The sequence below is a fragment of the Caproiciproducens sp. LBM24188 genome, from assembly GCF_054130445.1.
Window position 1 is genome coordinate 42,499 of sequence record NZ_CP196862.1, and the last position, 24,711, is coordinate 67,209.

The following is a 24,711-nucleotide window of genomic DNA, read 5'->3' on the forward strand; positions in this document are numbered from 1 at the left end:
ATGAGTAAATTGGGGTGAAATTGTTCAGCCGTCCTTTTAGCCGCATTTGGAAAATCCGCACTGGCGGCACATGACGCAGCCACCCTCGTGCTCCAGCTTCGCACCGCATTCCGGGCAGAAGTGCAGCCCCTCGGAGCCGTCTCCGTGCCAGCGGCGCTGTACCGGTGGTTCCGGCTGTTCCGTTTTCCCCGGAACCGGCATCGGGCGGGACTGCATTTCCGGCGATGACGGCCAGCGGCCTAACTCCACCTGCTCGCGGTAAACTCGCTCAATGGTCTTGGCGATGGCATCGGGGCAGGAGGTACATTTCAACCCCGGCTGGCGGATGGTGGACGGGCAGCGGATTCCCTTCAGCTGGTCCACAATGCTCTTTACGTCGATTCCGCTGCGCAGCGCAACGGAGGCAAGCCTGGCGGTCGCTTCGGACTGGGAGGGGCATCCACCCGCTTTCCCGGTATTGGTGAACACTTCGCAAATCCCCTGGTCATCGTAATTGACCGTAATATACAGGTTTCCACAGCCGATTTTGACCCGTTCGGTTACCCCAATCACGGTATCAGGGCGTGGCCGCGGCGTAATGCGGGCCGTTTCCTGCGCGGCCGTTTCGCCGTCCTTTTTGACTTTGCCGATGTTCAACACCTGCTCACTGCGACTGCCGTCGCGGTAAATGGTAACGCCCTTGCAGCCCAGCTGAAACGCGAGCCGGTACACCTGGGCCACATCTTCCCTGGTAGCGGAATTCGGGAAATTGACCGTTTTGGAAACCGCGTTGTCGGTCGCCCTCTGAAACGCCGCCTGCATCCGGATATGGTCCTCCGGGTAGATATCATGTGCCGAAACAAATACGCGACGCAGATCTTCCGGAAGTTCCTCAATATGGGCGATGGTGCCCTCCTTGGCAATGCGCTTCATCAGCGCTTCGGAATACAGGCCCCGCTTTTCCAGCTCCGCTTTCAGGATGGGGTTCACCTCAATCATTTCCGTCCCGTCCATAATGTTGCGGATAAACACGTAGCCGAAAATCGGCTCCACACCGCTGGAACATCCCGCAATAATGGAAAGTGTTCCGGTCGGGGCAATGGTGGTAATGGTAGCGTTGCGCTGCGGAACCTCCTTTGGCAGAATGCTCTGCTCAAACAGCGGGAACGCACCGCGTGTTTTAGCCAGTTCCGCGCTTTCCTGCCGACCCTGTTCCGAAATAAAGCGCATCACCTTTTCGCCGAGGGCAATGGCCTCCTCCGTATTGTACGGAATGCCCATGAGCAGCAGACTGTCGGCCCAGCCCATAATGCCAAGTCCGATTTTCCGCGTCTGCTTCGTCACCTCGTCGATTTTTTTCAACGGATACCGGTTTGCGTCAATCACGTTATCCAGAAAATGCACGGCGTTTTTCACCGTTTGCTTCAGCTTGTCCCAGTCAAACTCATAGCGGCCGTCCGTCTGCTTCAGCATTTTCGTCAGATTGATGGAGCCGAGATTGCACGATTCATAGGGAAGAAGCGGCTGTTCCCCGCAAGGGTTGGTGGATTCGATTTCTCCCTGCGAAGGCACTATGTTATCCCGGTTCAGGCGGTCCAAGAAGATAATTCCGGGTTCCCCGTTGCGCCAGGCCGCATCCACAATCCGTTCGAACACCGTGCGCGCATGCAGGCTGCCCACCTTCTGTTTGGTGTGCGGTTCAATCAGGTCATAATCCGCGTTCTGTTCCACGGCATTCATAAAGGCTTCGGTCAGGCCGACGGAAATATTGAAGTTATTAATTTCATTGTTGTTTGCCTTACAATCAATAAATTCCAGAATATCCGGATGGTCCACCCGCAGAATCCCCATGTTCGCGCCGCGCCGTGTGCCGCCCTGTTTGACAGCCTCGGTCGCCATATTGAACACCTTCATAAAGCTAATCGGGCCGGAGGCTACCCCGCCGGTGGAGTTGACCGTGCTCCCCTTCGGGCGCAGGCGGGAAAACGAAAATCCGGTTCCGCCGCCGGATTTATGAATCAGTGCCGCCTGCTTAATCGCCTCAAAAATATCCTCCATGCTGTCCTCAACTGGAAGGACAAAGCAGGCGGAAAGCTGCCCGAGCGGACGCCCGGCGTTCATCAGCGTTGGAGAATTCGGAAGAAATTCCAGTTCGGTCATCATTCGATAAAAAATCTCTTCGGTTTCTCCCAAGTCGGCATCCGGGGCGTACCGCTTGTCCGACTGGGCAATGGCGTGCGCCACACGGTGGAACAGCTCGTCCACCGTTTCCACAGGATTCCCGTTTTCATCCTTTACTAAATATCGCTTTTCCAGCACCCTCTGTGCATTTTCCGAAACAACCATATCGCTCCCCCTTAATGTATCATGCATCAGCGCAAATAATATACTATATATTGTATCACTCAAAAGTATTATGTCAATAGGTTGTGATTAAGTTCCGTGGATGAAAAGTAACAATTATTTTTTCCAGTTTTATACACAGCCACCAACTTTGTGACAGCTGAACCATGAAACAGCCGGAAAACACAAAAGGCCCCGGCGCACGCTGCAGCGTACGCCGGGGCCCCGTAACGGTACCGTAAAGAAATTACATGTTGGAAAGTTTTGTGAGATGATCGTAGGTTTCCGCTGCGACCTTCTCTGCTTCCTGGAAGAGTGTTTCTGCACGTTCCGGGAATGCACGGGTCAAAGAGTTGTAACGAACCTCGCCCATAATGAAGTCGCGATAGCTGGCGGTCGGCGCCTTGCTGTCGAGATGGAACGGATTCTTGCCCTCTGCCGCAAGACGCGGATCGAAGCGGTAGTTCTGCCAGTAACCGGCTTCCACTGCCTTCTTCTCTTCGGTCTGGGAGATACCCATGCCGCCCTTGATGCCGTGGTTGATGCACGGTGCGTAGGCGATGATGATGGACGGGCCATTGTAGCTTTCTGCCTCATGGAAGGCTTTCAAGCACTGGTTGTAGTCTGCGCCCATAGCAACATGAGCAACATAGACGTAACCATAGCTCATCAGCATGCCGGCCAGGTCCTTCTTCTTAATGCCCTTACCGGTTGCCGCGAACTGAGCCACGGAGCCGATCGGGGTAGACTTAGAAGCCTGTCCGCCGGTATTGGAGTAAACCTCGGTATCGAACACCAAAACATTGACATTCTCACCGGAAGCCAGCACGTGGTCGAGGCCGCCGAAGCCGATATCATAGGCCCAGCCGTCGCCGCCGAAGATCCACATGGACTTCTTCGCGAGGTAATCCTTGTCTGCAAGGGTCTTCTTCGCAAGTTCGGCCAGTTCGCCGGAACCGGAAGCAGCCTTTTCCAGCTCTACAATCAACGCGTCGGTTGCAGGGCGGTTTGCCTTGCTGTCGGTTGCAGTCGCAAGATAATTCTTTGCGGCTTCTTTCAGCTCTGCGGAAGCATCCGCGGAAGCTGCCATGGTTTCTACATACTCGGCCAGTCTGCCGCGAATTGCGTTCTGGGCGAGCGTCATGCCGTAGCCATATTCTGCGTTGTCTTCAAACAGGGAGTTGCTCCATGCCGGACCGTGGCCCTGCTTGTTAACGGTGTAAGGAGTTGCCGGTGCGGAACCGCCCCAAATGGAGGAGCATCCGGTTGCGTTAGCAATATACATACGGTCGCCGAACAGCTGAGTAACAAGCTTTGCGTAAGGAGTTTCGCCGCAGCCTGCGCATGCGCCGGAGAACTCAAGCAGCGGCTGCTTGAACTGGCTGCCCTTCACGGTTGTATCCTTGAACTTCTCAAGCACTTCGGGCTTCTCCGGCAGAGAACGACCGTAGTTAAAGCCTTCCTGGCTGACAAGCTGGGTTTCGGCGGGCTTCATGGTGAGCGCTTTTGCACCCTTCATGCCCGGGCATACGTTTGCGCAGGAACCGCAGCCTGTGCAGTCGTAAGCGGAAATGGTAATGGCGAACTTCATGCCCGGCATACCGGTCATGTCCTTCATCTTCTGGCTCTTCGGCGCGGCGGCTGCTTCGGCTTCCGTCATAACAGCGGGGCGAATAACAGCGTGCGGGCACACATAAGAGCAGAAGTTACACTGGATGCAGTTGTCCGGATTCCATTCCGGAATATCAATTGCGATGTGGCGCTTCTCGTAAGCGGAAGAGCCTGCGGGAACGGTGCCGTCCGCCATGTCGACAAAGGTGGAAACCGGCAGTTCGTTGCCCTTATATTTGTTGGCCGGAGTCAGAACCTCGTTCACATATTTCAGTGTTTCCGGTCTGCCCTCGGTCTCAACCTTTACCTTGGAGTCATCGGTGCAGTTCTTCCAGGATTCCGGCACTTTGACCTTGTGGAATTCCTTGGCACCGCGCTCGATAGCGGCAAAGTTCATGTCAACGATCTTCTGGCCCTTCTTCGCATAGGAATGCTCTGCAGCCTCTTTCATATATTGAATAGCCTGCTCGGAAGGAATGATGTTCGCAATGGTGAAGAACGCGGACTGGAGAATGGTGTTGATTCTGCCGCCCAGACCAATTTCTTTACCCAGCTTTACGCCGTCGATGGTGTAGAAATTGATGTCGTTCTCTGCGATATACTTCTTCATCTTGCCCGGGAGCTTCTCGTCGAGTTCTTCGTCGCTCCACTGGCAGTTCAGAAGGAAGCTGCCGCCCTTTTTCAGGTCCTGAACCATGTCGTACTCGTCGACATAGGAGGGCTTGTGGCAGGCAACAAAGTCAGCCTTGCTGATATAATAGGTGGATTTGATCGGCTTTTTGCCGAAACGCAGATGGGAAACCGTCAGGCCGCCGGACTTTTTGGAGTCGTAAGCGAAGTAACCCTGTGCGTACATATCGGTGTGGTCGCCGATGATCTTGATGGAGTTCTTGTTTGCGCCAACGGTGCCGTCTGCGCCAAGGCCCCAGAATTTGCAGGAATGTGTACCCGCCGGAGTGGTATCCGGGTTTTCCTTGACTTCCAGGGAAAGATGGGTCACATCGTCAGTGATGCCAATGGTGAAGCGCTTCTTCGGTGTGTCGCTTTCCATGTTGCGGTAAACGGCAACAATCTGGCCCGGGGTGGTGTCCTTGGAACCAAGGCCATAACGGCCGGTGTAAACCGGAACCACACCGAATTCAGTGCCATTAAGAGCAGCCAGAACGTCAAGATAAAGCGGTTCGCCGATGGAGCCGGGCTCTCTTGTACGGTCAAGCACGGAAATCTTCTTAACGGTCTTCGGCATAACGTCAAGCAGATATTTTGCAACGAAAGGACGATAAAGTCTTACTTTAATCAGGCCGACCTTGTCCCCGGCAGCGTTAAGGTAATCCACAACTTCTTCCGCTGTTTCGCAGACGGAACCCATTGCAATGATAACCCGCTCCGCATCCGGTGCGCCGTAGTAGTTGAACGGCTTGTAGTCGGTGCCGATTCTGGCATTGACCTGATTCATATAATCAACAACAACTTCCGGCAGCGCGTCGTAGTACTTGTTGCCCGCTTCGCTTGCCTGGAAGAAGAAGTCGTCGTTCTGGGCGGTGCCGCGTGTTACAGGATGTTCCGGATTCAACGCGCGGCGGCGGAATGCAGCAACAGCATCCCAATCCAGCATTTCGCCAAGGTCCTTGTAATCCCACATGTGAATCTTCTGTACTTCATGGGAAGTACGGAAGCCGTCAAAGAAGTGAAGGAAAGGAACCCTGCCTTTAATGGCGGAAAGATGAGCCACGGCGCCAAGGTCCATGACCTCTTGCGGGCTGTTGGAGCACAGCATCGCATAACCGGTCTGGCGGCAGGCATAAATATCGGAATGGTCACCGAAAATGCACAGCGCATGTGTGGAAACGGAACGCGCAGAAACATGAATGACACTAGGCAGGAATTCGCCAGCCATCTTGTACATGTTCGGGATCATCAAAAGAAGTCCCTGAGAAGCGGTGAATGTGGTGGTAAGGGCACCGGCTGCAAGAGAGCCGTGAACTGCACCAGCCGCACCGGCTTCGGACTGCATTTCCGTTACTTTAACTTCTCTGCCAAATAAATTTTTTCTGCCAGCAGCAGCATACTTGTCCGTCTCATCCGCCATAACGGAAGACGGCGTGATTGGGTAAATGGCAGCAACGTCTGTGAACGCATATGAAACATGCGCGGCGGCGTTATTGCCATCCATGGTCTTCATCTTACGAGAATCCATATCATCATTTTCCTCCTTAAGGATAATTATTAACACGGCACAACTACCCGCACTGTACCAAGATGATTTTATCATCTTTTCCCTTATATGTAAAGGATAACTCCGCAAAATAGGAATAGAAACTCGAAACATTTAGCAATCTATGATTTGGACCTTTTCGCTTGTTTTTGCGCGGTTTTGTGCGCAGGAACGCCGCATTTTCCGGTCACGTCCCTGTACCGTCCGCTTTGCTCGCGCCGCATGGTGCGGTGCGCCCGCAGACGGTTTGACAAGGAAAGGAAAAATAAGATACAATTATAATTACCATAACAAAAAAGATTTAGGATCTTTCATCGAAAGATCGAAAGGGGTAAATTTATGCCATCGGAACCTGACGGCTCTTGGGCACACCTGTTGGCCGCGCAGCCGGTCGTTACTTCAACTGAGCCGAACGCGATCATATCCATACTTATTCTCATCCTTCTTGTTTTGGTCAACGCTTTTTTCGCCGCAAGTGAAATCGCAGTTATTACGTTAAACGACAACAAGATTCGAAAAATGGCTGAGGATGGCAACGCCAAAGCGGCCAAACTGCTGAAGCTGACAGAAAACTCCAGCCGCTTTCTTGCAACGATTCAGGTTGGCGTAACCGTGAGCGGATTCTTAACCTCCGCTTCAGCATCGCAAAGCTTTGCAGGGGATTTGGCCTCTGCACTTTCTTTCCTGCCGTTGTCCGAGAGCGTCATTTACGGAACTTCCACTGTAATTATTACCATTCTGCTCTCCTATTTCTCGCTCGTGTTCGGGGAACTGGTCCCGAAAAAAATCGCGATGCAGAAAGCGGAAGAGCTTTCCTTTAAATTTGTCGGAATCCTGAACGGAACCTCCGTTGTGTTTAATCCATTCATCTCCTTTCTAACTTTTTCTACCAACGTTGTCCTGAAAATGATCGGCATTGACCCAAATTCTTCGGAAGAGACCGTCACCGAGGAAGAAATTCTGATGATGGTGGACGCCGGCGAAGAAAAAGGGGTCATCGGCGAAACTGCAAAGGACATGATTTCGAACATCTTCGATTTCAGCGACCTGACCGCCAGCGAAATCATGACGCACCGCACCGAGGTCGCTGCCGTGGAAGACACCGCCACCCTCCAGGATGTGGTCAACCTTTCCATCGAACGGGGGTATTCCCGAATTCCCCTGTATCATGAGGATCTGGATAATATTCTGGGTATTATTTACGTGAAGGACCTGCTTCAGTATGTGGGAAGTCAGGTTGACAGCAACATTAAACTGACCTCCTTGATGCGCACCCCTTATTTTGTGCCCTCCACCAAGCGCTGCAGTTCCCTTTTTACCGAAATGTCGGAGCGCCACACGCAGATTGCCGTTGTAGTGGATGAATACGGCGGCACCGAGGGTCTTGTGACCATGGAAGACCTGCTGGAGGCTATCGTGGGCAACATTCAGGATGAATATGACCATGAGGAAGAAGAAATCCATAAGGTTTCCGATAACTCATTCACCGTGGACGGGGCCACCAATATCGATGAAATTTCCGATTTGGTCGGCATCGACCTTCCGGAAGGGGATTACGACACCATTGCGGGCTTGGTGGTGGAAATGCTTGGGCGTATTCCGGACCCGGGTGAACACCCCAGCGTAACCGTGCGCAACCTGACCTTAACCGTTCAAGAGGTGGAGGATCGCCGCATTGCCCAGATTTTAATTGAAAAGCATCCTGAAATTAAGGATACAAAACCGAAAAAGAGCGATGAGGAACTCGAGTAACCATCAAAATAAAAATCAGGGCTGTCCCGAATTGGGGGCGGCCCTGTTTTCGTCTCGGAGGGATTGCTTTTATTCCCGGATTGCAGTATGATTAATGTCGTTGCCGTTTGGGAATACGCCTGGCGAATCCGGAAACGGAACCCCGCGCAGAAAGCCAAAACGGCAAAACCACGGTCAGTTCGCAATATCCTGACCGGGGAACATCGGCTGTGCATCCGGTGCGTTTTACCATCCGAAGACCGTCTGTCCATCGATATGATACATATACGGTCTTTTACGCGGATTCCGGTAAGACCTGCTGCCTTGTTCCAAGGATGTTCCCGAAAAACAAAACTACGGAGGAAAACAAAATGAAAGCACAACTCACAAAGACGCAGTATCTGGCGCAGGGCGCCGTGATTGCTGCAATCTACACCGTCCTGACCCTGCTGGCAGCGACGCTCAACCTGGCTTACGGCCCGGTGCAGTTTCGCTTTTCCGAAGCGCTGACCATTCTGCCGATTTTCACACCGGCGGCGGTTCCCGGCCTGGCGCTTGGGTGCCTGCTTTCCAATCTATGGAGCAACTACGGAGTCGCAGATATTGTCTTCGGAACGCTTGCTACGCTACTGGCGACCATTGGAACCAGGATGGTGCGAAACATCCGTATTAAAAATATCCCAATTCTTGCTCCGCTTCCGCCGGTTCTGTTCAACGCGGTCATCATCGGGGCGGAGATCGCTTGGTTTACCCCCGGCGGCTTTCTGTGGGCCGGATTCTGGAGCGCTTTTCTGAGCGTAGGGGCAGGAGAACTGGTTGTCTGCTATGCGCTCGGCCTTCCCTTGGCAGCTGCTTTGGAAAAAACCGCTATCCGGTGGTACGTCCGGTAGCAGAAAACGGCGGCTTTTATGTCGCCCCATTCCATAGAGGCGAAGAATAATCTTTCATGGCGGCGCGTTTATCCTGTTCTCATGGGACGAACGCGCCGTACTGCACTCGGAATGACGTGCGGGAAAACACCAGAAAAAGGCAGACGTTCCCCAGCAGCAGGAGGATATGCACGATACCCATCGGGTTATACTATCAGTTGGTTTTTTGTTGTTAGTACGCCCTAAAATATAGTCCACACTAACGTCGTAGAAGTCTGCCAAAGCACAAAGAACGTGTGGCGGAATCATCCGCTGGCCGCTTTCATAGTAGGCATAGCTGCGTTGAGGAATATTGATTGCCCTACCAACCTTTTCCTGCGTTAAATCTGCGTCCTCACGCAGTGCACGAATCCGTTTATACTTTTCCATTGATATCACCAACGCCGGAACTCCGCATGGTTCCGCTGCCGCCGGAAAAAGCGGACAATCTGGAATAGCTGGAAAATGCCATCATTCTGATACTGCTCGCTCCAGCCAATGGCCTACTCCCACCGCAGTCCTTCAGTATGGTCATAGTGTGCAGAATGCTTTTTCCACGCATGTGCCACTATCATATTTTTACTCTTTAATACTGATATGAAAAAAATCCATGTGATAGGTCCAAGGCCGACACATGGATTTTTTTGTTTTTGAGATGACTAGATTTTCCGGGAACTGCGTCATCACCGCGCAGTTCCCGCGAAAACGAAGAGCTCCGGCAAGAATTGCCGGAGCTCTTTTGGTTGGCCCGCCCGGAGGGATTCGAACCCCCGGCCTTCAGAATCGGAATCTGCTGCGATATCCAGCTTCGCTACGGGCGGAAATATAGCTTTACTATTATAACACAATCAGGCTGGAAGTCAACAACCGAACGCAAAAATGAAGCGTACCCTGTGTGTACTTATTTAATAGTATGCTATTTTAGGCCGCTATTCCGTCATGCAGATTCTCTAAATAAGATGCGAATCCCCTTTTCAAGCTCCAAAGGGCAATCCGGTTTCCTTTAAAAACCAAGGATGTGCCGGATTTCGAATAAAATAAGTCCAGTGGCAATGGGCCATAGGTCTTTGAACAAAAAATCCGTCCTAAAAGAGGGCGGATTTTTCTTACCGATCAGAAAGCAGCAGCGGGCGAGGATTTCGTCCGCTGCCGTGATGAAACTGGAAAATTTACTGCAAAGGGTCGGTGACCGTACCGAGAAAAATCGGAAGATTGGTCTGTGTATCCACAATTGCACAGACAAACGGACGATTAAAAACAACTTTCTTGAAATCCTCCGGAGCAGAGGATACCGTCATCATGACCTCCGTGACCGCCCCGGCCTTTGCACCCGCTTCATCTACCTGAAGGAACGTCTTGTGCAGCACACTGCCTATAAACAGTGAGCCGCCCGGGGTGCTGCCCATTTTGCTGAAATCGGCTTGCTCCGGCTGGAACGCATCCGTCAGTCCAAGCGCTTTCAGGGACTCATTCAACTGCGTTTCATATTCATACTTGAATTTCGGCAGCTTAAAGTCTGCTCGATCATCCTTCGATTTTACCAAATTCAAAAACTGCTCTCCGGTCAATCCACTGACATAAGAATCCAAGTCGATTCCCTCGTTGGGGAGAATCGCAACGAAAGCATAGCGTTCATCCTGAAACGGCTTATACATCCCCTGTGCGCGGTTATCGTGAAGGTAATCTTCACGGGAAGTCAAAAACTGCCGTGTTACCGTTCCGTTCGGCGTGTGGAATTCTTCATAGTCTTTGTTTTCGCCGGTATAATATGGAGAACTCCAATCGTCCTCAAAATACAGCGCGTTAATGAGATACATGACCGTCTGTGGGTCCACCGACTGGACAACCCGATCGATTTTTCCGCCCGTGTGGTTTTTGACCCAGCCGTTAATCTGCGCAACGATGTCTCTGCTGCCAAAATCCGCCTGATAAGCGTCGGCTTTATAATAATCGGCATTGCTTCGGAGAAACTCCTTTTGAACCGTTACCCGGTCTTTCCCGTACCAGACAGAATTGGCAGACTTCAGCTTGCTGCCGTTCGCGGTCAGTCGGTTTGCCCAAGCCGCGTATTGCCGGTTTAGCTCCTCCAGCGGGATTCCCCCGCCCAAAAGCTGCTGAAACTGACTGAGCGTGTTCCCATCGGCGCCATTGGCCGTCATTGCCAGAGCAGAGGTTACGGAAAACGGGGAAACCAAACTGTTTTTTCCTTTTTCCGATGCTTTCTGGAGCAGCTTTACGGAAAAATCCGCCTGTGCGCGCAGAAAATTTTCATCCATCGCAGAAACGGAGGCTGCCTGGGCGCGGGGGGAAATCCCGGCCATCAGGTTTACCATACCGGATGAGGATGAAACGGGGAACGGAAAACTGGCAAGCAGCAGCACGCAAACCAGCACCGCGGCCATGGCCCCCGCGGCAGCATATTTCCAGTTCCGGTGCTTTCGCTTTGGCGTTTGATTCTCTTGCGCCGGTTCGGCTGCGAAACGTTCAATCTTCTGCCGCAGCGCCTGTGACGCTTTCACTGCATCCATCTGGGCACGGTATATTTCGCGATTCGTTTTACTCATCGTCAAATCCTCCTTCCAAAGATTTTTTTAGCCGGCTGCGCGCTCGGAAAAGCCAGGAGGCAATCGTGTTTTCTTTCTGCCCAAGTGATGAAGCGATCTGTGCGATCGTCATATCCTCGTAATAATGCAGATAAATGACATTCCGGTAGTTCACCGGCAGCCGCATGACAGCGTCCAGCACATCGGGGCTTGCGTCGCGGTGAGGAATATCCTCCCGCAAATTGGTATGCCGGCGGAACCATGCGGAACGCAGGCAGTCCCTGCACCGATTCACGGTAACACGAATAAACCATGCCTTCTCGTGTTCCTCACTAGCAAACGCCGGTCTTGCCGTAATCAGCTTTAAAAAGACCTCCTGCGCAACATCTTCGGCGTCCTCCATGCATTTTAGATTCTGAAACGCAATGCGCACAACCATATCCGAATATTTATCGAGGCAGTGCCGAAGGTTTTCGTTTCCATCCGCTGTGATACTCATCTTTTCGCCTCCTATCACTTCTAATACGAACCAGCAGCCGGTTATCTTGCAGCCGTCTTATAAAAAGAGCAAATTTTTGCATTTATAATCCGAAGCCGTCAAGCCCAGAACAGGTGGGTTGCGGCGCCTGCTGCAGACAACCCATGCCTTTTGATGTATGCAACATTTTTGAATAAAAGTGATACAAATATTTCTTGCAAACTCGCTTCATGGGGAATAGAATGAGAGCATAAAATACATAATTCAAATCGGTATCGGGCAAATTTGTATCAACAGGATAGGGGAGGAAGTAAAATGCTGTCGTCTCAATTAAAAGAGTATATCCGATCCGGAAAACTGGACTCGGATCTTTCCCACATTTACGTCTGCGGGGCTGACGAGCTGGAACCGTACCGCACCCGGCTTATCCATGCGGTGGAAGCGTTTGAAGAGCAGTTTGGTGTCAACCGCGAGGTTGCGGTATTCAGCGCGCCGGGCCGCACGGAAGTTGGCGGAAATCACACCGACCATCAGGGCGGGCATGTATTGGCAGCAAGCGTAAATTTGGACGTCGTCGCCATCGTTTCCAAAAACGAAAACGCGACGGTCAATGTTAAATCCGAGGGTTACCTCATGGATTCGGTGAACATTGCCGAACTGGAGCCGAAAGAAGAAGAACAGAACCATTCCGCTGCGCTGATTCGCGGCATCCTCGCAAAGTTCACGCAACTGGGCTACACCATGGAAGGGTTTGACGCCTACACTACGTCGAGTGTACTTTCCGGTTCCGGGCTTTCGTCCTCCGCCGCATTTGAGGTTCTGATCGGAACCATTGTAAACCATCTTTTCTGCGGTGCGAAAGAAAGCGCGGTCCGGGTGGCACAAATCGGGAAATATGCCGAAAACGTCTTTTTCGGCAAACCCTGCGGGTTGATGGACCAGGCTGCAAGCTCCGTTGGCGGTTTTATTACCATTGATTTTGGAGATCAGGAACATCCCAAGGTAGAAAAAATCGACTTTGATTTTGCGAGCTGCAGCTACGCACTCTGCATTATTGACACCCGGGGCAACCACGCTGACCTGACCCCGGACTATGCCGCCATTCCGGCAGAAATGAAAGAGGTTGCAGCGTTTTTTGGCAAAGAGCTTCTCTCCCAAGTCAGCGAAACCGAATTTTACGCGCAGATCGGCGCGCTGCGCCAGAAGATGGGTGACCGCTGTGTTCTGCGCGCCATGCATTACTTCGGCGATAATGCCCGCGTCGGCAAAGAAGTAGAAGCACTGAAAGCAAACGACTTTTCCACCTTTAAAAATTTGGTGGTGGAAAGCGGGCACTCTTCTTATATGTATCTGCAAAACGTCTTTTCTCCCTCCCATGTGCAGGAACAGGGCGTTTCCCTCACATTGGCGCTGTGCGAGCGTCTGCTGAAGCCCGTTGGCGGCGCTTACCGCGTGCACGGCGGCGGCTTTGCGGGTACGGTACAGACCTTTGTCCCGGTGAATTATCTGCCGGAATTCGTTGAAAAAATGGAGGCTGTGCTCGGGGCAGGCAGTTGCCACACCCTCTCCATCCGCCCGGTCGGCGGCATTAAAATTATCTAACGCAAAATCAAAGAGCAGGGAAGCGGCTGTAAGATCGCAGCAAAAGTCTTTCCCACTATCATAGTAACCTTACCGTGTTCCATCCCGCAAAGTCTTTCTAGACAGAGAAAGAAAAAGGTTCCTTCGTGAAAAGGGAGCCCTATTCGTTCCCGGTTTTGCATGGCTTACGGTTCCTTGTTCACGGTTTATTGCAAAAATACAGGAGGTTTCACCATTGGCTGAATTAAGATGGCACCCATTAATTAAAGACTGGATTATGATCGCTTCGAACCGGCAGGGCAGACCGCAGATGCCCAAGGACTTCTGCCCGTTCTGCCCGAGCTTCGGCAAAGTTCCGGATTACGAAGTGATGGAGTACGACAACGACTTCCCCGCCCTTTCGCAGAATCCGCCGGAGCCGGACGATGTTGCAACGGACTTTTTCAAAGTCCGCCCAAGCTACGGAAAATGCGAAGTTATTCTGTACTCCCCCGGCCACACCGTAACCCTGCCGGAGCTTTCCGACAGCCATATGCGTAAGCTGGTAGACCTTTGGTGCGAGCGCTTTGAAGTCATGCGCGCTGATGAAAAAATTAAGTATGTTTTCCCGTTTGAAAACCGTGGAGAAGTGGTAGGTGTAACCATGCCGCACCCGCACGGCCAGATTTACGGCTATTCGTTCCTTCCGAAAAAGCTGGAACTTGAAACTAATTCTGCAAAAGAGTATTATGAAGATAAGCACGCCTGCCTGTTTTGCGACATGCTGAAAAACGAGTTAAAGGAAGACAAACGCATTATCTTCAAAAACGAATACTTTACGGTATTTCTGCCGTTCTTCACGGAATACCCCTACGGCGTTTATATCTTCCCGAACCGCCATGTTCCATACATGACCGACTTTACGGAAGCAGAAAAGGACGCATTCGGCATTACCGTCCGCGACACGGCCGGAATGCTCGATAGCCTGTTCGGCTATAAATTCCCGTACATGATGTGCATGCACAATGCTCCGGTCAACATGGGCGATTACTCTAAGGATTATCACTTCCACATTGAGTTTTTCCCGCCGATGCGCAGCGCGGAAAAGCAAAAGTTTAATGCCTCCAGTGAAACAGGCGCATGGGCAAGCTGCAACCCCACCTGCCCCGAAGAAACCGCTGAGGAACTTCGTGCGGCATACAAACGTTTTCAGGAAAAATCCCGGAAATAACCTGTTCCGGATTCCTGCAGAGAAAGGATGGACACAACCATGAACGTTTTGGTAACCGGCGGCGCGGGCTATATTGGCTCGCATACCTGCATTGAGCTTTTAAACAACAACTACGGCATCATTGTAATGGATAACTATAGCAACTCTTCCCCCGAAGCACTGCGTGCGGTGGAAAAAATCACCGGAAAAACCTTCCCAATTTATGAGTGCGACATGCTGGACTATGAAGGATTTGAAAAAATCTTTCAAGAAAACAAAATCGACGCCGTCATCCATTTTGCCGGACTGAAAGCGGTTGGCGAATCCGTTGGCAAACCGCTGGAATACTACCACAACAACTTGACCGGCACCATTAACCTGCTTCGGCTGATGAAAGCTTACGGCGTGAAAAAGCTGGTGTTCAGCTCTTCCGCAACCGTTTATGGCATGAACAACACCGTGCCGTTCCAGGAAGACATGCCGCTTTCCACCACCAACCCGTACGGCACCACAAAACTGATGATCGAAACCATTCTGAAAGACCTCTGCTTTGCAGAAAAGGACTGGAAAGTTGCGCTTCTGCGCTACTTCAATCCCATTGGGGCACACCAGAGCGGCCTGATCGGCGAAAATCCGAACGGGATTCCGAACAATCTGATGCCTTATATCATGAAGGTCGCAATCGGCAAGCTGCCCTGCCTGAGCGTTTATGGCAACGATTACCCGACCCCGGACGGCACGGGCGTGCGCGACTACATTCATGTATGTGACCTGGCTACCGGCCACCTGAAAGCACTGGAAAAGCTCGACTCCATTGCGGGCGCGCAGGCGTACAACCTGGGCACCGGCAAAGGCAGCAGCGTACTTGACGTGGTTCACGCGTTTGAGCGAGCCAGCGGCACAAAAGTCAATTATCAGTTTGCCCCGCGCAGACCGGGTGATATTGCCGAATGCTATGCCGACGTAAGCAAAGCAAAGCGCGAACTCGGCTGGGAAGCGAAGCTCAATTTGGATGAAATGTGCCGGGATAGCTGGAATTTCATTAAAAATCAAAAGTAATATTACTCTCAATAAGAATGCAGCCTCCGGAAGGACTCGATTCCTTTCGGAGGCTTTTTTGTAGTTGTTATCGACTCGAAATACCGGTGTTCCTCCTCGCGTAAAGGATCCCTATCCTTTTTCGCCCGCACAGTTGAGCTCCCTAGGACCTCATCTCGTCCAGAATATCCTCGCAGTTCTCACGGGTCACCACGCGGTATGGAATTCGGACATACCGCCCGCTCGGTTTCGCCCCGCCGGATGTGGTAAATCCCGTTGCATAGGAATAGGAAAGGTCAAAAATCGCCTGTGCCTGCGCGCGGGCGTCGTTGAACACCGTGCCGTACATGCTGCCGTCGTCCACTGCCTTCAGTCCGGCCTGTGTGGCATCAATGCCCAGCACAATGGGTTTGGGGTCCAGGTGGCTTGCCTTCAGCGCGTCAATCGCACCCAGTGCCATGTCGTCGTTGTTTGCCAGCACCACTTCAATGCGGGAACCGAATTTTTCAATCCACTGCGTCATTTTAGAGTTCGCCTGTGCCCTTTGCCAGTTGGCAATGTCGTCCGCCAGTTTTTCCACATGGATGCCCGCCCCGGTGATCGCTTTTATAGAATATTCTGTGCGCAGCAGCGCATCCTGATGCTCCTGCTCACCCTCCAACATCACATACTGCAGCTTTCCGTCCCCGTTTAAATCCAGCGATTTGTTCTTCTTCCAGGCTTCCACTACAATTTCGCCCTGCAGCCGGCCGGACTGCGCGGCGTCCGCGCCCACGTAATACGCGTGGTCCCACATTCGCAGATCCTCTTCCACCGGTTCTCGATTAAAGAAGATAAGGGGGATTTTCGCCGCCTTTACCTTGTTAACAATGGTAGCCGCCGCGGTGCGGTCCACTTCGTTCACACAGATTACATCGTAATTGCGTGAAATAAACTGATCCACCTGGTCGTTCTGTAGTGCTTGACTGGACTGGCCGTCCACAATATTGAGCACTATTTTTTTGCCGCTCTCGTTCTCTTTTTTCTTTGCAATCTGCTCCAAATAAGTACAAAGGCTTGCAACGAACGTATCGTCTTTCCGGTAAACCGTTACCCCAATACGAATGGTCTGAACCTTTCCCGCATCAGACTGGGTCCCACAGGAACAGCAGGAAAGGAACAGAAAAACAGGTACCAGAATCACCGCCGTCAGGCGAATCCACCGTTTCATACCAACCCTCCGTTCTTCGCGCTCTGTGCTTTTCCTCCGGACGCCATGCCGCGCGTAAGCCGCCGCCCTTTGAAAACAGTTCCTCCGCTCAGCGTACAAAGGGGAACAGCAGACGCTGATTGTCGGAATTATACATGTTGGTCTGATCCACAATTGCAAAATTAATCTGAGGCGTTCCTGCGCCTGCTTTTTTATTAATCTGGTTCACCGCAGACTGAATACTGAGGTAGCCGAGGTTGAACTCATTTTCCACGCCGATTGCGCTAACCACCTGATTTTCCAGCAGCGACACCACGGTGTTGGTTCTGCCCAGCCCATAGATATGAACCGGTTTGCTCCCGGTTTTCAGCAAGTCGCGTTCTGCCTTTGCCACCGCATCCAGCGTGGCTCCGTCCAACGCGACAAACGCGGTGGAACTGCTGTTCTGAAGCATTCCACGGGCGGTGTCATAGGCCTCCTGTGGGTCGTCCGGAATTTCCCAGGTATCAATTTTTCCGGCTTCCTTACTCAGCACGGCGTTCACCCCCAAATAGCGCTGGCGGATGTAACTGCAGTCCATGCTGTTGCGCAGGATGGTGACCTTTCGCTTTGCTTCTTCATCCGAAAGCAGCTTGTCAGCCAGCGCACTGCCCAGCTTGTAATTATCGCAGGAAATGCAGGGAAGCCCTTGAATGCCGGTTACCGTGGACTGAAGCGACACTATGGGAACCAGCTTCATCGCTTTGCGCACCGGCTCTTCCAGGTCGGTGGAATTTACGGGGGAAATCACAATGGCATTCGCGCCGTTGGCAATTTCGCGCTGAATGAGCGCCACCTGTTCTTCGGCGTTGTTTTCGCTGGAAAGCGTAACAAAGCTCACGTCGCAGTTCAGGTCCTTCGCCGCCTGGTCAATTCCCTGGCGGATGGTCGTCCAACTTTCCGTATTTTTCCCCCGGATAATGACCGATATTTCGTAAGGATCGCTGTTCTGTTTTTCCGACAGCCGGTCCCGGTACAAAAATAGGGACGCGGCAATAAAGACCAACAGAATTCCCACGAAAGCAAGCACCTTTGTTTTCGTAATTGAGGTTTTTTCCATGGAACCGTTATCCATTCTTATTTTGCACCGCCTTCCCGCGGGGGCTCCCCGTCCCCAAAGGGGCGTGCGGGCAGATGAATGCGTGCCGTCGTCCCTTCGTCCGGTTCGCTGTAAATGGCCAACCCGTATTCCTTGCCAAAATAAAGCTGAATGCGCTCCTGCACATTTTTCAGCCCGATGCCGGAACCTTTTCCTCGCTTGTGGGTAGTGTTGTCCTCCGTAAGGAGCAGATCCGCCTGCTCCTGCGGCATTCCAAGCCCGTTGTCGATGATATCGATGTAAAGATCACCCTCCCGGAAATAGGAATGGATGTTGATTTCCCCGTCGCCGCTCATAAATTCCATTCCATGATAAATGGAGTTTTCCACCAGCGGCTGCACAATCAATTTGATGGTATCGCATTCCCCGGTACCGGGTTCTGCGGTAATTGTAAAGTCGAATTTGTTTTTATAGCGCATTTTCTGAATGGTCAGGTAGTTGCGCACATGCTCCAGTTCATCCGCCACGGAAATGATATTTTTCCCCTTGGAAAGGCTGATGCGGAACAGCTTGGCCAACGCCGTAACCATGGTAATGGCACCGTCGTACTTTTCATTTTCGATCATCCATATAATGGAATCGAGCGTATTATACAGGAAGTGCGGGTTAATCTGCGACTGAAGCGCGTCCAGCTCGCTTTTCCGCTTGGACTCCTGCTCCGCCACAATATCCGTCATCAGGTTGCGCAGCTGATGCACCATGGAATTCAATGTTTGGCCCAGATGCCGCACCTCATAAGAACCGGAGGTGGGGATTTTCACATCCTCCAGCCGCCCTTTTTCAATTTCCTTCACCGCCCGTTCCAGTTCCTTAATTGGGGTCGCAATGCGGGAGGACAAAAACATGTTGACAAAAATCAGAAGAAAAACACCGAAAAAGAGGAAAAACAACGCAAACAGTTTAATCTGCGAATACCCGGAGGTTATGTCCTGCGTGGAGGAAACCCCGATGATTTTCCATCCGGTATAACCCACGGTTTTCACTGTAATCAGGCGCTCCTGCCCATCGAAATATTCAAAATGGTTGCCGTCCTCATATTTGGCAGCAGCATAATTGTTTTCATGAATTAAATTGGAATAAATCAGCTGTTGGCGGGGGTGGTAAATTAGTTCCCCATTCTGGTCGATCAAATAAATATAACCCGTTTCCCCCAAATCGACGTTTTTACAGATTTGTTCAATGCCGCTGAAGTTCATATCCACCAACAGCACGCCGTGTGCGATGGACCCGGCGGTGGTCAACTCTACCGAACGGCTGAGCGACACCACCCAGTGGTAATTGTTTTCGGGGTTAACAAACAGATTCTGCACGTGCGGCGTGGAAAAGTGGTTGTTTTCAATCCGCCGCGTTGCATTGATAAACCAGTCCTGCTTGGTGGTATCGGCGGTCGGCTTAACCTGAGAAATCGGCTCCGCAGCGATGACTTGTCCCGTTCCGGAAAACACACCGATGCTGATGAGCTGGTCCCGATTGGTTTCGTAAAGCAGGCTCATTTCCCGGCTAAGGTCGTCCTTGGCAAGGTCGGCATTTTTTATCACCCGGTAATACATGGAGTCCGAAATGCGCAGCATACTGCGCAGGTAAGTATCAAGATTCAAATTGACCTGGTCGACCATGCGGGTGTTATCCTCGGAGGCCATCTTTTCCGAAGAACTGATAAACCGCATGGAAAGCGAGATGCCTACGACCAGCATACCCAGCACAGAAACAATGGTGAACGTAATGGAGATGGTAAACTGAAGGCTGCGCTGGTGTAAAAAATGTTTGGACCGGTCCAACGTTTTCCGTATTTTTTCCCGCAAACGTTCTCCATCCTTTCCCGTTCCATTTCCGTTTTGAAAGCGGATCTCCCGCTTTGCTGCATCCGGTTACTTCTGGCTGCGGTATTTCGAAGGGGATACTCCGAATTTCCGCTTGAACACGTAGCTAAAATAGTTCGGTTCTGGGTAACCGACTTTCTGCGCAATGACATAAGTTTTGTCATCCGTGGTATTCAGCAGGTTGACCGCCTGCTGCAGGCGCACCTCCGTCAGGTAAGCCACAAAGCTCATCCCGGTTTCCCGCTTGAACACCGTGGAAAAGTAGGTTGCACTCACGTGGAGGAAAGAACTGAGCTCCTCCACGGAAAGGTCTTCCCGCTGGTAATTTTCTGCGATATACTGCTTCGCGTTTTCCGCGAGCAGCTTGGTAGAATCCACCCGCTCCCGCCGGATGAGTTCGCTGATGCGCACGCAGCTTTCTGTATAAAAGCGTTTCATTTCCTCCGGCGTGTGCAGTCCGCCCAGCACCGACACAATGTTGTCGTTCCCGCTAAAAACCTTCTCCATTTCCAGTCCGCAGGCATGCATGATTTTCAGCAGTGCGGAAAACATTTCGAGTAAATAAATTTGATACCGATTGAGGGACGGCGGCGCCGATTCCAGCCGGGCGAAGATTCCTTCCATGCAGGAACGGATTTCTTCCTCCGATCCCATTTTCACGGCATTGACCAGCGCACGTTCCTCCTGCTCATCGAACTCCGGCTTGACCAGGATTGCCGGTTCCATATCGCCTATGTAAACCGTCCTTCCCGCGCCCGGCACCGTGCTGTATTCCAGCGCGCTCTGTGCCTCGCGGTAAGAGTGTCGGAATTCCATTGGGGAATCGCAGGGTGTCCCCACGCCCGCTGTTACGTGAACCCCAAGCACCTGTTCCGCGGATTTGCAGACTTCGTCAATGCCCGCTGTCAGCGGAACAACCCCCCCAGCAGCTTCCAGCTCTGCAAGAACCACGATACTGTCGGAATAATAAAAGTCGACAAAACGACAGTAATTGCCTAAGATCTCCTCCAGTGTACGTTTCAGGGAAATCGGAATCAGCTCTTCCTCGCCGTTCCAAACTGCCGATTCCCGGGGTTCTGCGGCGGCGCGCACCATAGCAACCGCCCAATTCCCCGCTTCCAGCGACAGGCCGAACTGCTTTGCCTGCGCGTGCAGGCGCTCCGCAGAAACGCGCCCTTCCAGCAAGCCGACCAGAAATTGTTCCCTTAGTACGGGAAGGCTTTCCAAGTAATTGCGGCGCAGGGTTTCCACATCGCGCTTTTCCGCAAATTCCTGGTCCATCTGCGCCTTCAGCCTTTTCAGCGTTTCGGTAAGTTCCCCGGAGTTAATCGGTTTAAGCACGTATTCCGCCACATTAATTTTAATTGCCTTCTTGGCGTACTCAAAATCATCGAACCCGGAAAAAATAATCAGTTTGGTAGAGGGCAGCAGAACCCGAAGCTTTTCCCCAAGTTCCAACCCGTCCATAAACGGCATTTTAATATCGGTCATGACCACGTCTGGATGCAGATGCTCTGCTTTTTCCAGCGCGTCCAACCCATTTTCTGCGTCGCCGGCCACTTCGAACCCTAGGCTTTCCCAGTCGATCTTCCGGATGATTCCCTCCCGAACCTCTTCCTCGTCATCCACCAGAAGGATGCGGTAAAGCGCCATAAAGACCCCCCATTCCAAATATGCGATATCATAATTATAACACCTGCAACAACGAAATCTACTATTTAAACAAATTTCTTTGCATCATTATTTTAATTCTAGCGAAATGTAGTGATTTAATCTGCAAGAAACACAGCCCGTGCGGGAGTTCCCGCGCGGGCTGTGTCTGTGGTAGGAGAAATTAGAAAAAATAGTATGAAAGAGATGAGCCGGCAAATTCAAATCTTTGGAAAATCCCGTCTGCTCCGTTTTTTCCGGTGCAAACCGTGGATTTTTCATTTAATAGTTCAGTAAAAGAGCAGCAAGAATCACCACAATGACTGCTGCCGCTGCGAGGACAAACCATTGGAGTGTTTTCTCGTCAATGCGGAGCGCCGTGCGTTTTCTCTCCCTGCGTTTTCCACCGGGGGTTTGACTCCCGCGCACAGTATCACCACATTTCTTGTCCTATGGAATCGCTTTATCGATTGGAAGAGTGGATTATTTTCTTCTATATTTGGAAAGATCAATGGCAACTGCAACTGCAATGATTACGCCTTTGATAATCTGCTGCCACATCGGGCTTACATTAATAAACTGCAGCCCGTACTGGATGACGGTGAAGATCAACACGCCGCTGAGGATGCCGCCGATCTTACCAATGCCGCCGTTCAGCGACACGCCGCCCACCACGCAGGCCGCGATGGCGTCCAGCTCATAGCCGTTGCCGTACTGGTTACCGGCACCGGCAACACGGGCTGTTTCCAACACACCGGCAATGCCGTACAGGCCGCCTGCAAGGATGAAAATGCCCATAATCGTGGCGAACACATTCACGCCGGAAACAACTGCCGCTTCACGGTTGCCGCCGATGGCGTACACATTTTTACCGAATACGGTCTTATTCAGCACAAACCAAATGATGGCGCATATGACCATGGCGATGGGAACCAGAACGGAAATGCCGTCAAACCGGAAGGTTCCAATCTGAAATGCGAACAGCTTCGTCTGGCCGAGGGCCTGATAGTCGGGGCGGATTCCGCCGATCGGCTGGGAATTGTTCGGCGGCAGGTCAAAGTACAGGGAACAGGCGCCAAACACGATAACCTGTACGGCCAGGGTTGCAATAAACGGATGCATATCGTATTTCGCCACCAAAAAGCCGTTCAGCGTGCCAAACAGCAGGCAGACGACAATGGCGATTAAAATCGGAACAAACAGCGGGAGCTGGGGGAGCCCCGGGAAAAAGCGGTTTGCATATGTGTCGGTCTGCAGCATGGAGCCTGCAATAACGCCGGCCAAACCGACCATACGACCGGCAGAAAGGTCGGTGCCTGCAATTAACAATGTAAAGCAAATACCAAGTGCGACAATCAGCTTAACGGAGGACTGGGTCAGAATATCAAGCGCAACCTGAATCTGCATGAAACGCGGCTCGATAAACATAATCACGATAACCAGCACCATTAATGCCAGCATAATTGCGTTGTTGGTCAAAAACTCTTTTGCTGATTTTGGGGACAGCACCACATCTGTGCCGATGCTTGGTGCCTTAATAATCTGCACAATGCCGTATATAACGAATACTGCTGCAACAATCCAAAGCAGTTTGGGAAGATCGTACAGGGTTTTTACATAAAATGCAGTCTGCAGCAGGGTACCGATGATTCCGACAATAATGCCGAATATGATATAAGTATAGGCAAATTTGCCGCGTGGGATGACTTTTTCCTGTTTATCCATATTCATTACCTCGCTTTCCTTTGTTTTACTGCACAAACTTGGTGGCCAGCCGCATTACGCTGATCTGGTCCGCTTCTTTCCGGTCGAGCACGCCGGTAACCCGGCCCTCGCACATGACCATCACGCGGTCGGCCATACCGAGAAGCTCCGGCATTTCAGAGGAAATCATGATAATGGATTTTCCCTGATGAATCAGGTCCTGCATAATGGTATAAATTTCGTATTTCGCGCCAACATCGATTCCGCGAGTCGGCTCGTCAAGAATCAGGATATCCGGGTGCGTGAGCAGCCAGCGGGCAAACAGGACCTTCTGCTGGTTGCCGCCCGAAAGGTTCTGCATCAGCGTTTCCATAGACGGCGTTTTGGTGTTGAGCTGTGCGTTGGACTCTTTCGCCGCCTTATAGCGTTTGCCCTGCATTAGAACTCCATTTCGCGCAAAATCCTTCTGGCTGGCAATTACCGTATTGTCCAGCACGGAAAGAATGCCAAACACGCCCGAGGCACGCCGTTCCTCCGTCAGCAGGGCAATGCCGTTCTTTTTCGCATCGGCAACCTTGCGGATTTTGATTTCCTTTCCGTCCTTTTCAATCGTTCCGGAAGCAATGGCACGAAGCCCGAAAATGGCTTCTACCAGTTCGGTGCGCTGCGCGCCAACCAGGCCGCCGATTCCAAGAATTTCGCCCCGGTGCAGCTCCAGGTTCACATGCTGGAACGACTTCGGCAGCGGAGAGCACAGGTCCTTTACGCGAAGCACCACTTCCTCCCCCGGGGTGTAATCTTTCTGCGGAAAGCGGTTGGTCAGGTCGCGCCCAACCATACGGCTGATAATCAGGTCTGTAGTCAGTTCTGTGGAAGGCCATGTGCCGACGTACTGACCGTCGCGCATAATGGTCACCTCATCGGCAATTTTAAGGATTTCCTCCATTTTATGAGAGATATAGATGATTGCGCAGCCCTTGCTCTGAAGCTGACGGATAATTTTAAACAGGTGTTCCGTTTCATTGTCCGTCAGGGAGGAGGTGGGTTCATCCATTATTATTATTTTCGAATTATAGCTGACCGCCTTTGCAATCTCCACCAACTGGAGGTTGGAGGCGGAAAGTGTGCCCGCCAGTACTTCGGGGTTGATATTTAGGTCGATTTCTTGAAAAAGCTTTTTGGTTTCGCGGATCATCGCCTTTTTATCTACCGCGATTCCCCGCATCGGAAAGCGGCCGAGCCAAATGTTTTCCATCACCGTCCGGTACCGGATGGGGTGCAGTTCCTGGTGTATCATGGAGATGCCAAGGTCAAGAGCTTGTTTTGACGAAGTGATTTTGACTTTCTGTCCGTCCAGGATAATTTCGCCGGCGTCTTCCTGATAAATACCGAACAGGCATTTCATCAGGGTGGACTTGCCTGCGCCGTTTTCTCCCATCAGCGCGTGCACGCTGCCGGGCCGGACTTTCAGGCTGACGTTATCCAGTGCTTTTACGCCGGGGAATATTTTCGTAATCCCATTCATTTCCAACACATATTCGCCCATACAGCCATTCCTCCTTTTCTAAAATTCGCGGGGAACGGAAAGCGCCCT

The 24,711-nt window shown here is 51.8% G+C and carries 18 protein-coding genes and 1 tRNA gene; 5 read left to right on the forward strand and 14 right to left on the reverse strand.

The features are described from left to right. Window positions 1-36 precede the first annotated feature (36 nt). Window positions 37-2,325 carry a vitamin B12-dependent ribonucleotide reductase gene (locus ACSVDI_RS00195; protein ID WP_457943831.1) on the reverse strand — a complete coding sequence of 763 codons (2,289 nt, stop codon included), beginning with the start codon at window positions 2,323-2,325 and terminating at the stop codon, window positions 37-39. A 244-nt stretch (window positions 2,326-2,569) separates the two neighbouring features. Then, entirely contained in the window at window positions 2,570-6,130 is a 3,561-nt protein-coding gene (gene nifJ / locus ACSVDI_RS00200) for a pyruvate:ferredoxin (flavodoxin) oxidoreductase (protein WP_457943833.1), read from the reverse strand. Between the two features lie 357 nt (window positions 6,131-6,487). On the opposite strand from nifJ, the gene ACSVDI_RS00205 reads away from it, so the two are divergent. Further along, the gene (locus ACSVDI_RS00205; RefSeq protein WP_457943834.1) at window positions 6,488-7,900 is read left to right on the forward strand and encodes a hemolysin family protein; all 1,413 of its coding nucleotides are present in this window, start codon (window positions 6,488-6,490) and stop codon (window positions 7,898-7,900) included. A gap of 350 nt (window positions 7,901-8,250) precedes the next feature. Continuing rightward, window positions 8,251-8,769 carry a QueT transporter family protein gene (locus tag ACSVDI_RS00210; protein ID WP_457943835.1) on the forward strand — a complete coding sequence of 173 codons (519 nt, stop codon included), beginning with the start codon at window positions 8,251-8,253 and terminating at the stop codon, window positions 8,767-8,769. Between the two features lie 54 nt (window positions 8,770-8,823). On the opposite strand, the gene ACSVDI_RS00215 is transcribed toward ACSVDI_RS00210, so the two are convergent. The 5 genes from ACSVDI_RS00215 to ACSVDI_RS00235 form a co-directional block, all read right to left on the reverse strand. Next, window positions 8,824-9,177 carry a helix-turn-helix domain-containing protein gene (locus ACSVDI_RS00215; RefSeq protein ID WP_457943837.1) on the reverse strand — a complete coding sequence of 118 codons (354 nt, stop codon included), beginning with the start codon at window positions 9,175-9,177 and terminating at the stop codon, window positions 8,824-8,826. Continuing rightward, entirely contained in the window at window positions 9,164-9,286 is a 123-nt protein-coding gene (locus tag ACSVDI_RS00220; protein WP_457943838.1) for a hypothetical protein, read from the reverse strand. Before ACSVDI_RS00220 ends, ACSVDI_RS00215 begins: the two co-directional genes overlap by 14 nt. 245 nt (window positions 9,287-9,531) lie before the next feature. Next, a tRNA-Arg gene (locus ACSVDI_RS00225) sits at window positions 9,532-9,608 on the reverse strand. Window positions 9,609-9,956: 348 nt separating this feature from the next. Beyond that, on the reverse strand, window positions 9,957-11,351 hold the full coding sequence (locus ACSVDI_RS00230; RefSeq protein ID WP_457943839.1) for a serpin family protein: 1,395 nt from the start codon (window positions 11,349-11,351) through the stop codon (window positions 9,957-9,959). Continuing rightward, entirely contained in the window at window positions 11,344-11,829 is a 486-nt protein-coding gene (locus tag ACSVDI_RS00235) for a sigma-70 family RNA polymerase sigma factor (RefSeq protein WP_457943841.1), read from the reverse strand. The genes ACSVDI_RS00230 and ACSVDI_RS00235 overlap by 8 nt, the downstream gene beginning before the upstream one ends. Window positions 11,830-12,123: 294 nt before the next feature. Here ACSVDI_RS00235 and ACSVDI_RS00240 point away from each other — a divergent pair, with 294 nt between their 5' ends. The 3 genes from ACSVDI_RS00240 to galE all read left to right on the forward strand — a co-directional run bounded on the left by ACSVDI_RS00240 (window position 12,124) and on the right by galE (window position 15,637). Next, the gene (locus ACSVDI_RS00240; RefSeq protein WP_457943843.1) at window positions 12,124-13,410 is read left to right on the forward strand and encodes a galactokinase; all 1,287 of its coding nucleotides are present in this window, start codon (window positions 12,124-12,126) and stop codon (window positions 13,408-13,410) included. 214 nt (window positions 13,411-13,624) lie between these two features. Continuing rightward, window positions 13,625-14,599, forward strand: coding sequence for a galactose-1-phosphate uridylyltransferase (galT, locus tag ACSVDI_RS00245; RefSeq protein ID WP_457943844.1), 975 nt, complete (start codon window positions 13,625-13,627; stop codon window positions 14,597-14,599). Window positions 14,600-14,638: 39 nt separating this feature from the next. Beyond that, window positions 14,639-15,637, forward strand: coding sequence for a UDP-glucose 4-epimerase GalE (gene galE, locus ACSVDI_RS00250; RefSeq protein ID WP_457943845.1), 999 nt, complete (start codon window positions 14,639-14,641; stop codon window positions 15,635-15,637). A gap of 142 nt (window positions 15,638-15,779) precedes the next feature. Here galE and ACSVDI_RS00255 read toward each other — a convergent pair whose 3' ends face one another. From ACSVDI_RS00255 to ACSVDI_RS00285, 7 genes are all read right to left on the reverse strand, one after another. Continuing rightward, window positions 15,780-16,826, reverse strand: a complete 1,047-nt coding sequence (locus tag ACSVDI_RS00255) for a galactose ABC transporter substrate-binding protein (RefSeq protein WP_457943847.1) — start codon at window positions 16,824-16,826, stop codon at window positions 15,780-15,782. Window positions 16,827-16,914: 88 nt separating this feature from the next. Then, the gene (locus ACSVDI_RS00260) at window positions 16,915-17,904 is read right to left on the reverse strand and encodes a substrate-binding domain-containing protein (protein ID WP_457943849.1); all 990 of its coding nucleotides are present in this window, start codon (window positions 17,902-17,904) and stop codon (window positions 16,915-16,917) included. A gap of 17 nt (window positions 17,905-17,921) precedes the next feature. After that, window positions 17,922-19,745: a sensor histidine kinase gene (locus ACSVDI_RS00265; RefSeq protein WP_457943851.1), complete on the reverse strand. Its 1,824-nt coding sequence runs from the start codon at window positions 19,743-19,745 to the stop codon at window positions 17,922-17,924. A gap of 66 nt (window positions 19,746-19,811) precedes the next feature. Then, on the reverse strand, window positions 19,812-21,416 hold the full coding sequence (locus ACSVDI_RS00270) for a response regulator (protein WP_457943852.1): 1,605 nt from the start codon (window positions 21,414-21,416) through the stop codon (window positions 19,812-19,814). A gap of 279 nt (window positions 21,417-21,695) precedes the next feature. Then, window positions 21,696-21,842, reverse strand: coding sequence for a hypothetical protein (locus ACSVDI_RS00275; RefSeq protein WP_457943854.1), 147 nt, complete (start codon window positions 21,840-21,842; stop codon window positions 21,696-21,698). Window positions 21,843-21,896: 54 nt separating this feature from the next. After that, window positions 21,897-23,138 carry a galactose/methyl galactoside ABC transporter permease MglC gene (gene mglC / locus ACSVDI_RS00280; RefSeq protein WP_457943855.1) on the reverse strand — a complete coding sequence of 414 codons (1,242 nt, stop codon included), beginning with the start codon at window positions 23,136-23,138 and terminating at the stop codon, window positions 21,897-21,899. A gap of 25 nt (window positions 23,139-23,163) precedes the next feature. Next, on the reverse strand, window positions 23,164-24,663 hold the full coding sequence (locus ACSVDI_RS00285) for a sugar ABC transporter ATP-binding protein (RefSeq protein WP_457943857.1): 1,500 nt from the start codon (window positions 24,661-24,663) through the stop codon (window positions 23,164-23,166). Between the last annotated feature and the right edge of the window lie 48 nt (window positions 24,664-24,711).

What these genes read in the sequence shown, in the direction of transcription:
- ACSVDI_RS00285 (WP_457943857.1), bottom strand. Translation starts at nt 24,663, where the DNA reads ATGGGCGAATATGTGTTGGAAATGAATGGGATTACGAAAATATTCCCC.
- galE (WP_457943845.1), top strand. Translation starts at nt 14,639, where the DNA reads ATGAACGTTTTGGTAACCGGCGGCGCGGGCTATATTGGCTCGCATACC.
- ACSVDI_RS00240 (WP_457943843.1), top strand. Translation starts at nt 12,124, where the DNA reads ATGCTGTCGTCTCAATTAAAAGAGTATATCCGATCCGGAAAACTGGAC.
- ACSVDI_RS00210 (WP_457943835.1), top strand. Translation starts at nt 8,251, where the DNA reads ATGAAAGCACAACTCACAAAGACGCAGTATCTGGCGCAGGGCGCCGTG.
- mglC (WP_457943855.1), bottom strand. Translation starts at nt 23,138, where the DNA reads ATGGATAAACAGGAAAAAGTCATCCCACGCGGCAAATTTGCCTATACT.
- ACSVDI_RS00255 (WP_457943847.1), bottom strand. Translation starts at nt 16,826, where the DNA reads ATGAAACGGTGGATTCGCCTGACGGCGGTGATTCTGGTACCTGTTTTT.
- ACSVDI_RS00205 (WP_457943834.1), top strand. Translation starts at nt 6,488, where the DNA reads ATGCCATCGGAACCTGACGGCTCTTGGGCACACCTGTTGGCCGCGCAG.
- ACSVDI_RS00195 (WP_457943831.1), bottom strand. Translation starts at nt 2,325, where the DNA reads ATGGTTGTTTCGGAAAATGCACAGAGGGTGCTGGAAAAGCGATATTTA.
- ACSVDI_RS00235 (WP_457943841.1), bottom strand. Translation starts at nt 11,829, where the DNA reads ATGAGTATCACAGCGGATGGAAACGAAAACCTTCGGCACTGCCTCGAT.
- ACSVDI_RS00230 (WP_457943839.1), bottom strand. Translation starts at nt 11,351, where the DNA reads ATGAGTAAAACGAATCGCGAAATATACCGTGCCCAGATGGATGCAGTG.
- ACSVDI_RS00215 (WP_457943837.1), bottom strand. Translation starts at nt 9,177, where the DNA reads ATGGAAAAGTATAAACGGATTCGTGCACTGCGTGAGGACGCAGATTTA.
- ACSVDI_RS00270 (WP_457943852.1), bottom strand. Translation starts at nt 21,416, where the DNA reads ATGGCGCTTTACCGCATCCTTCTGGTGGATGACGAGGAAGAGGTTCGG.
- nifJ (WP_457943833.1), bottom strand. Translation starts at nt 6,130, where the DNA reads ATGGATTCTCGTAAGATGAAGACCATGGATGGCAATAACGCCGCCGCG.
- ACSVDI_RS00260 (WP_457943849.1), bottom strand. Translation starts at nt 17,904, where the DNA reads ATGGAAAAAACCTCAATTACGAAAACAAAGGTGCTTGCTTTCGTGGGA.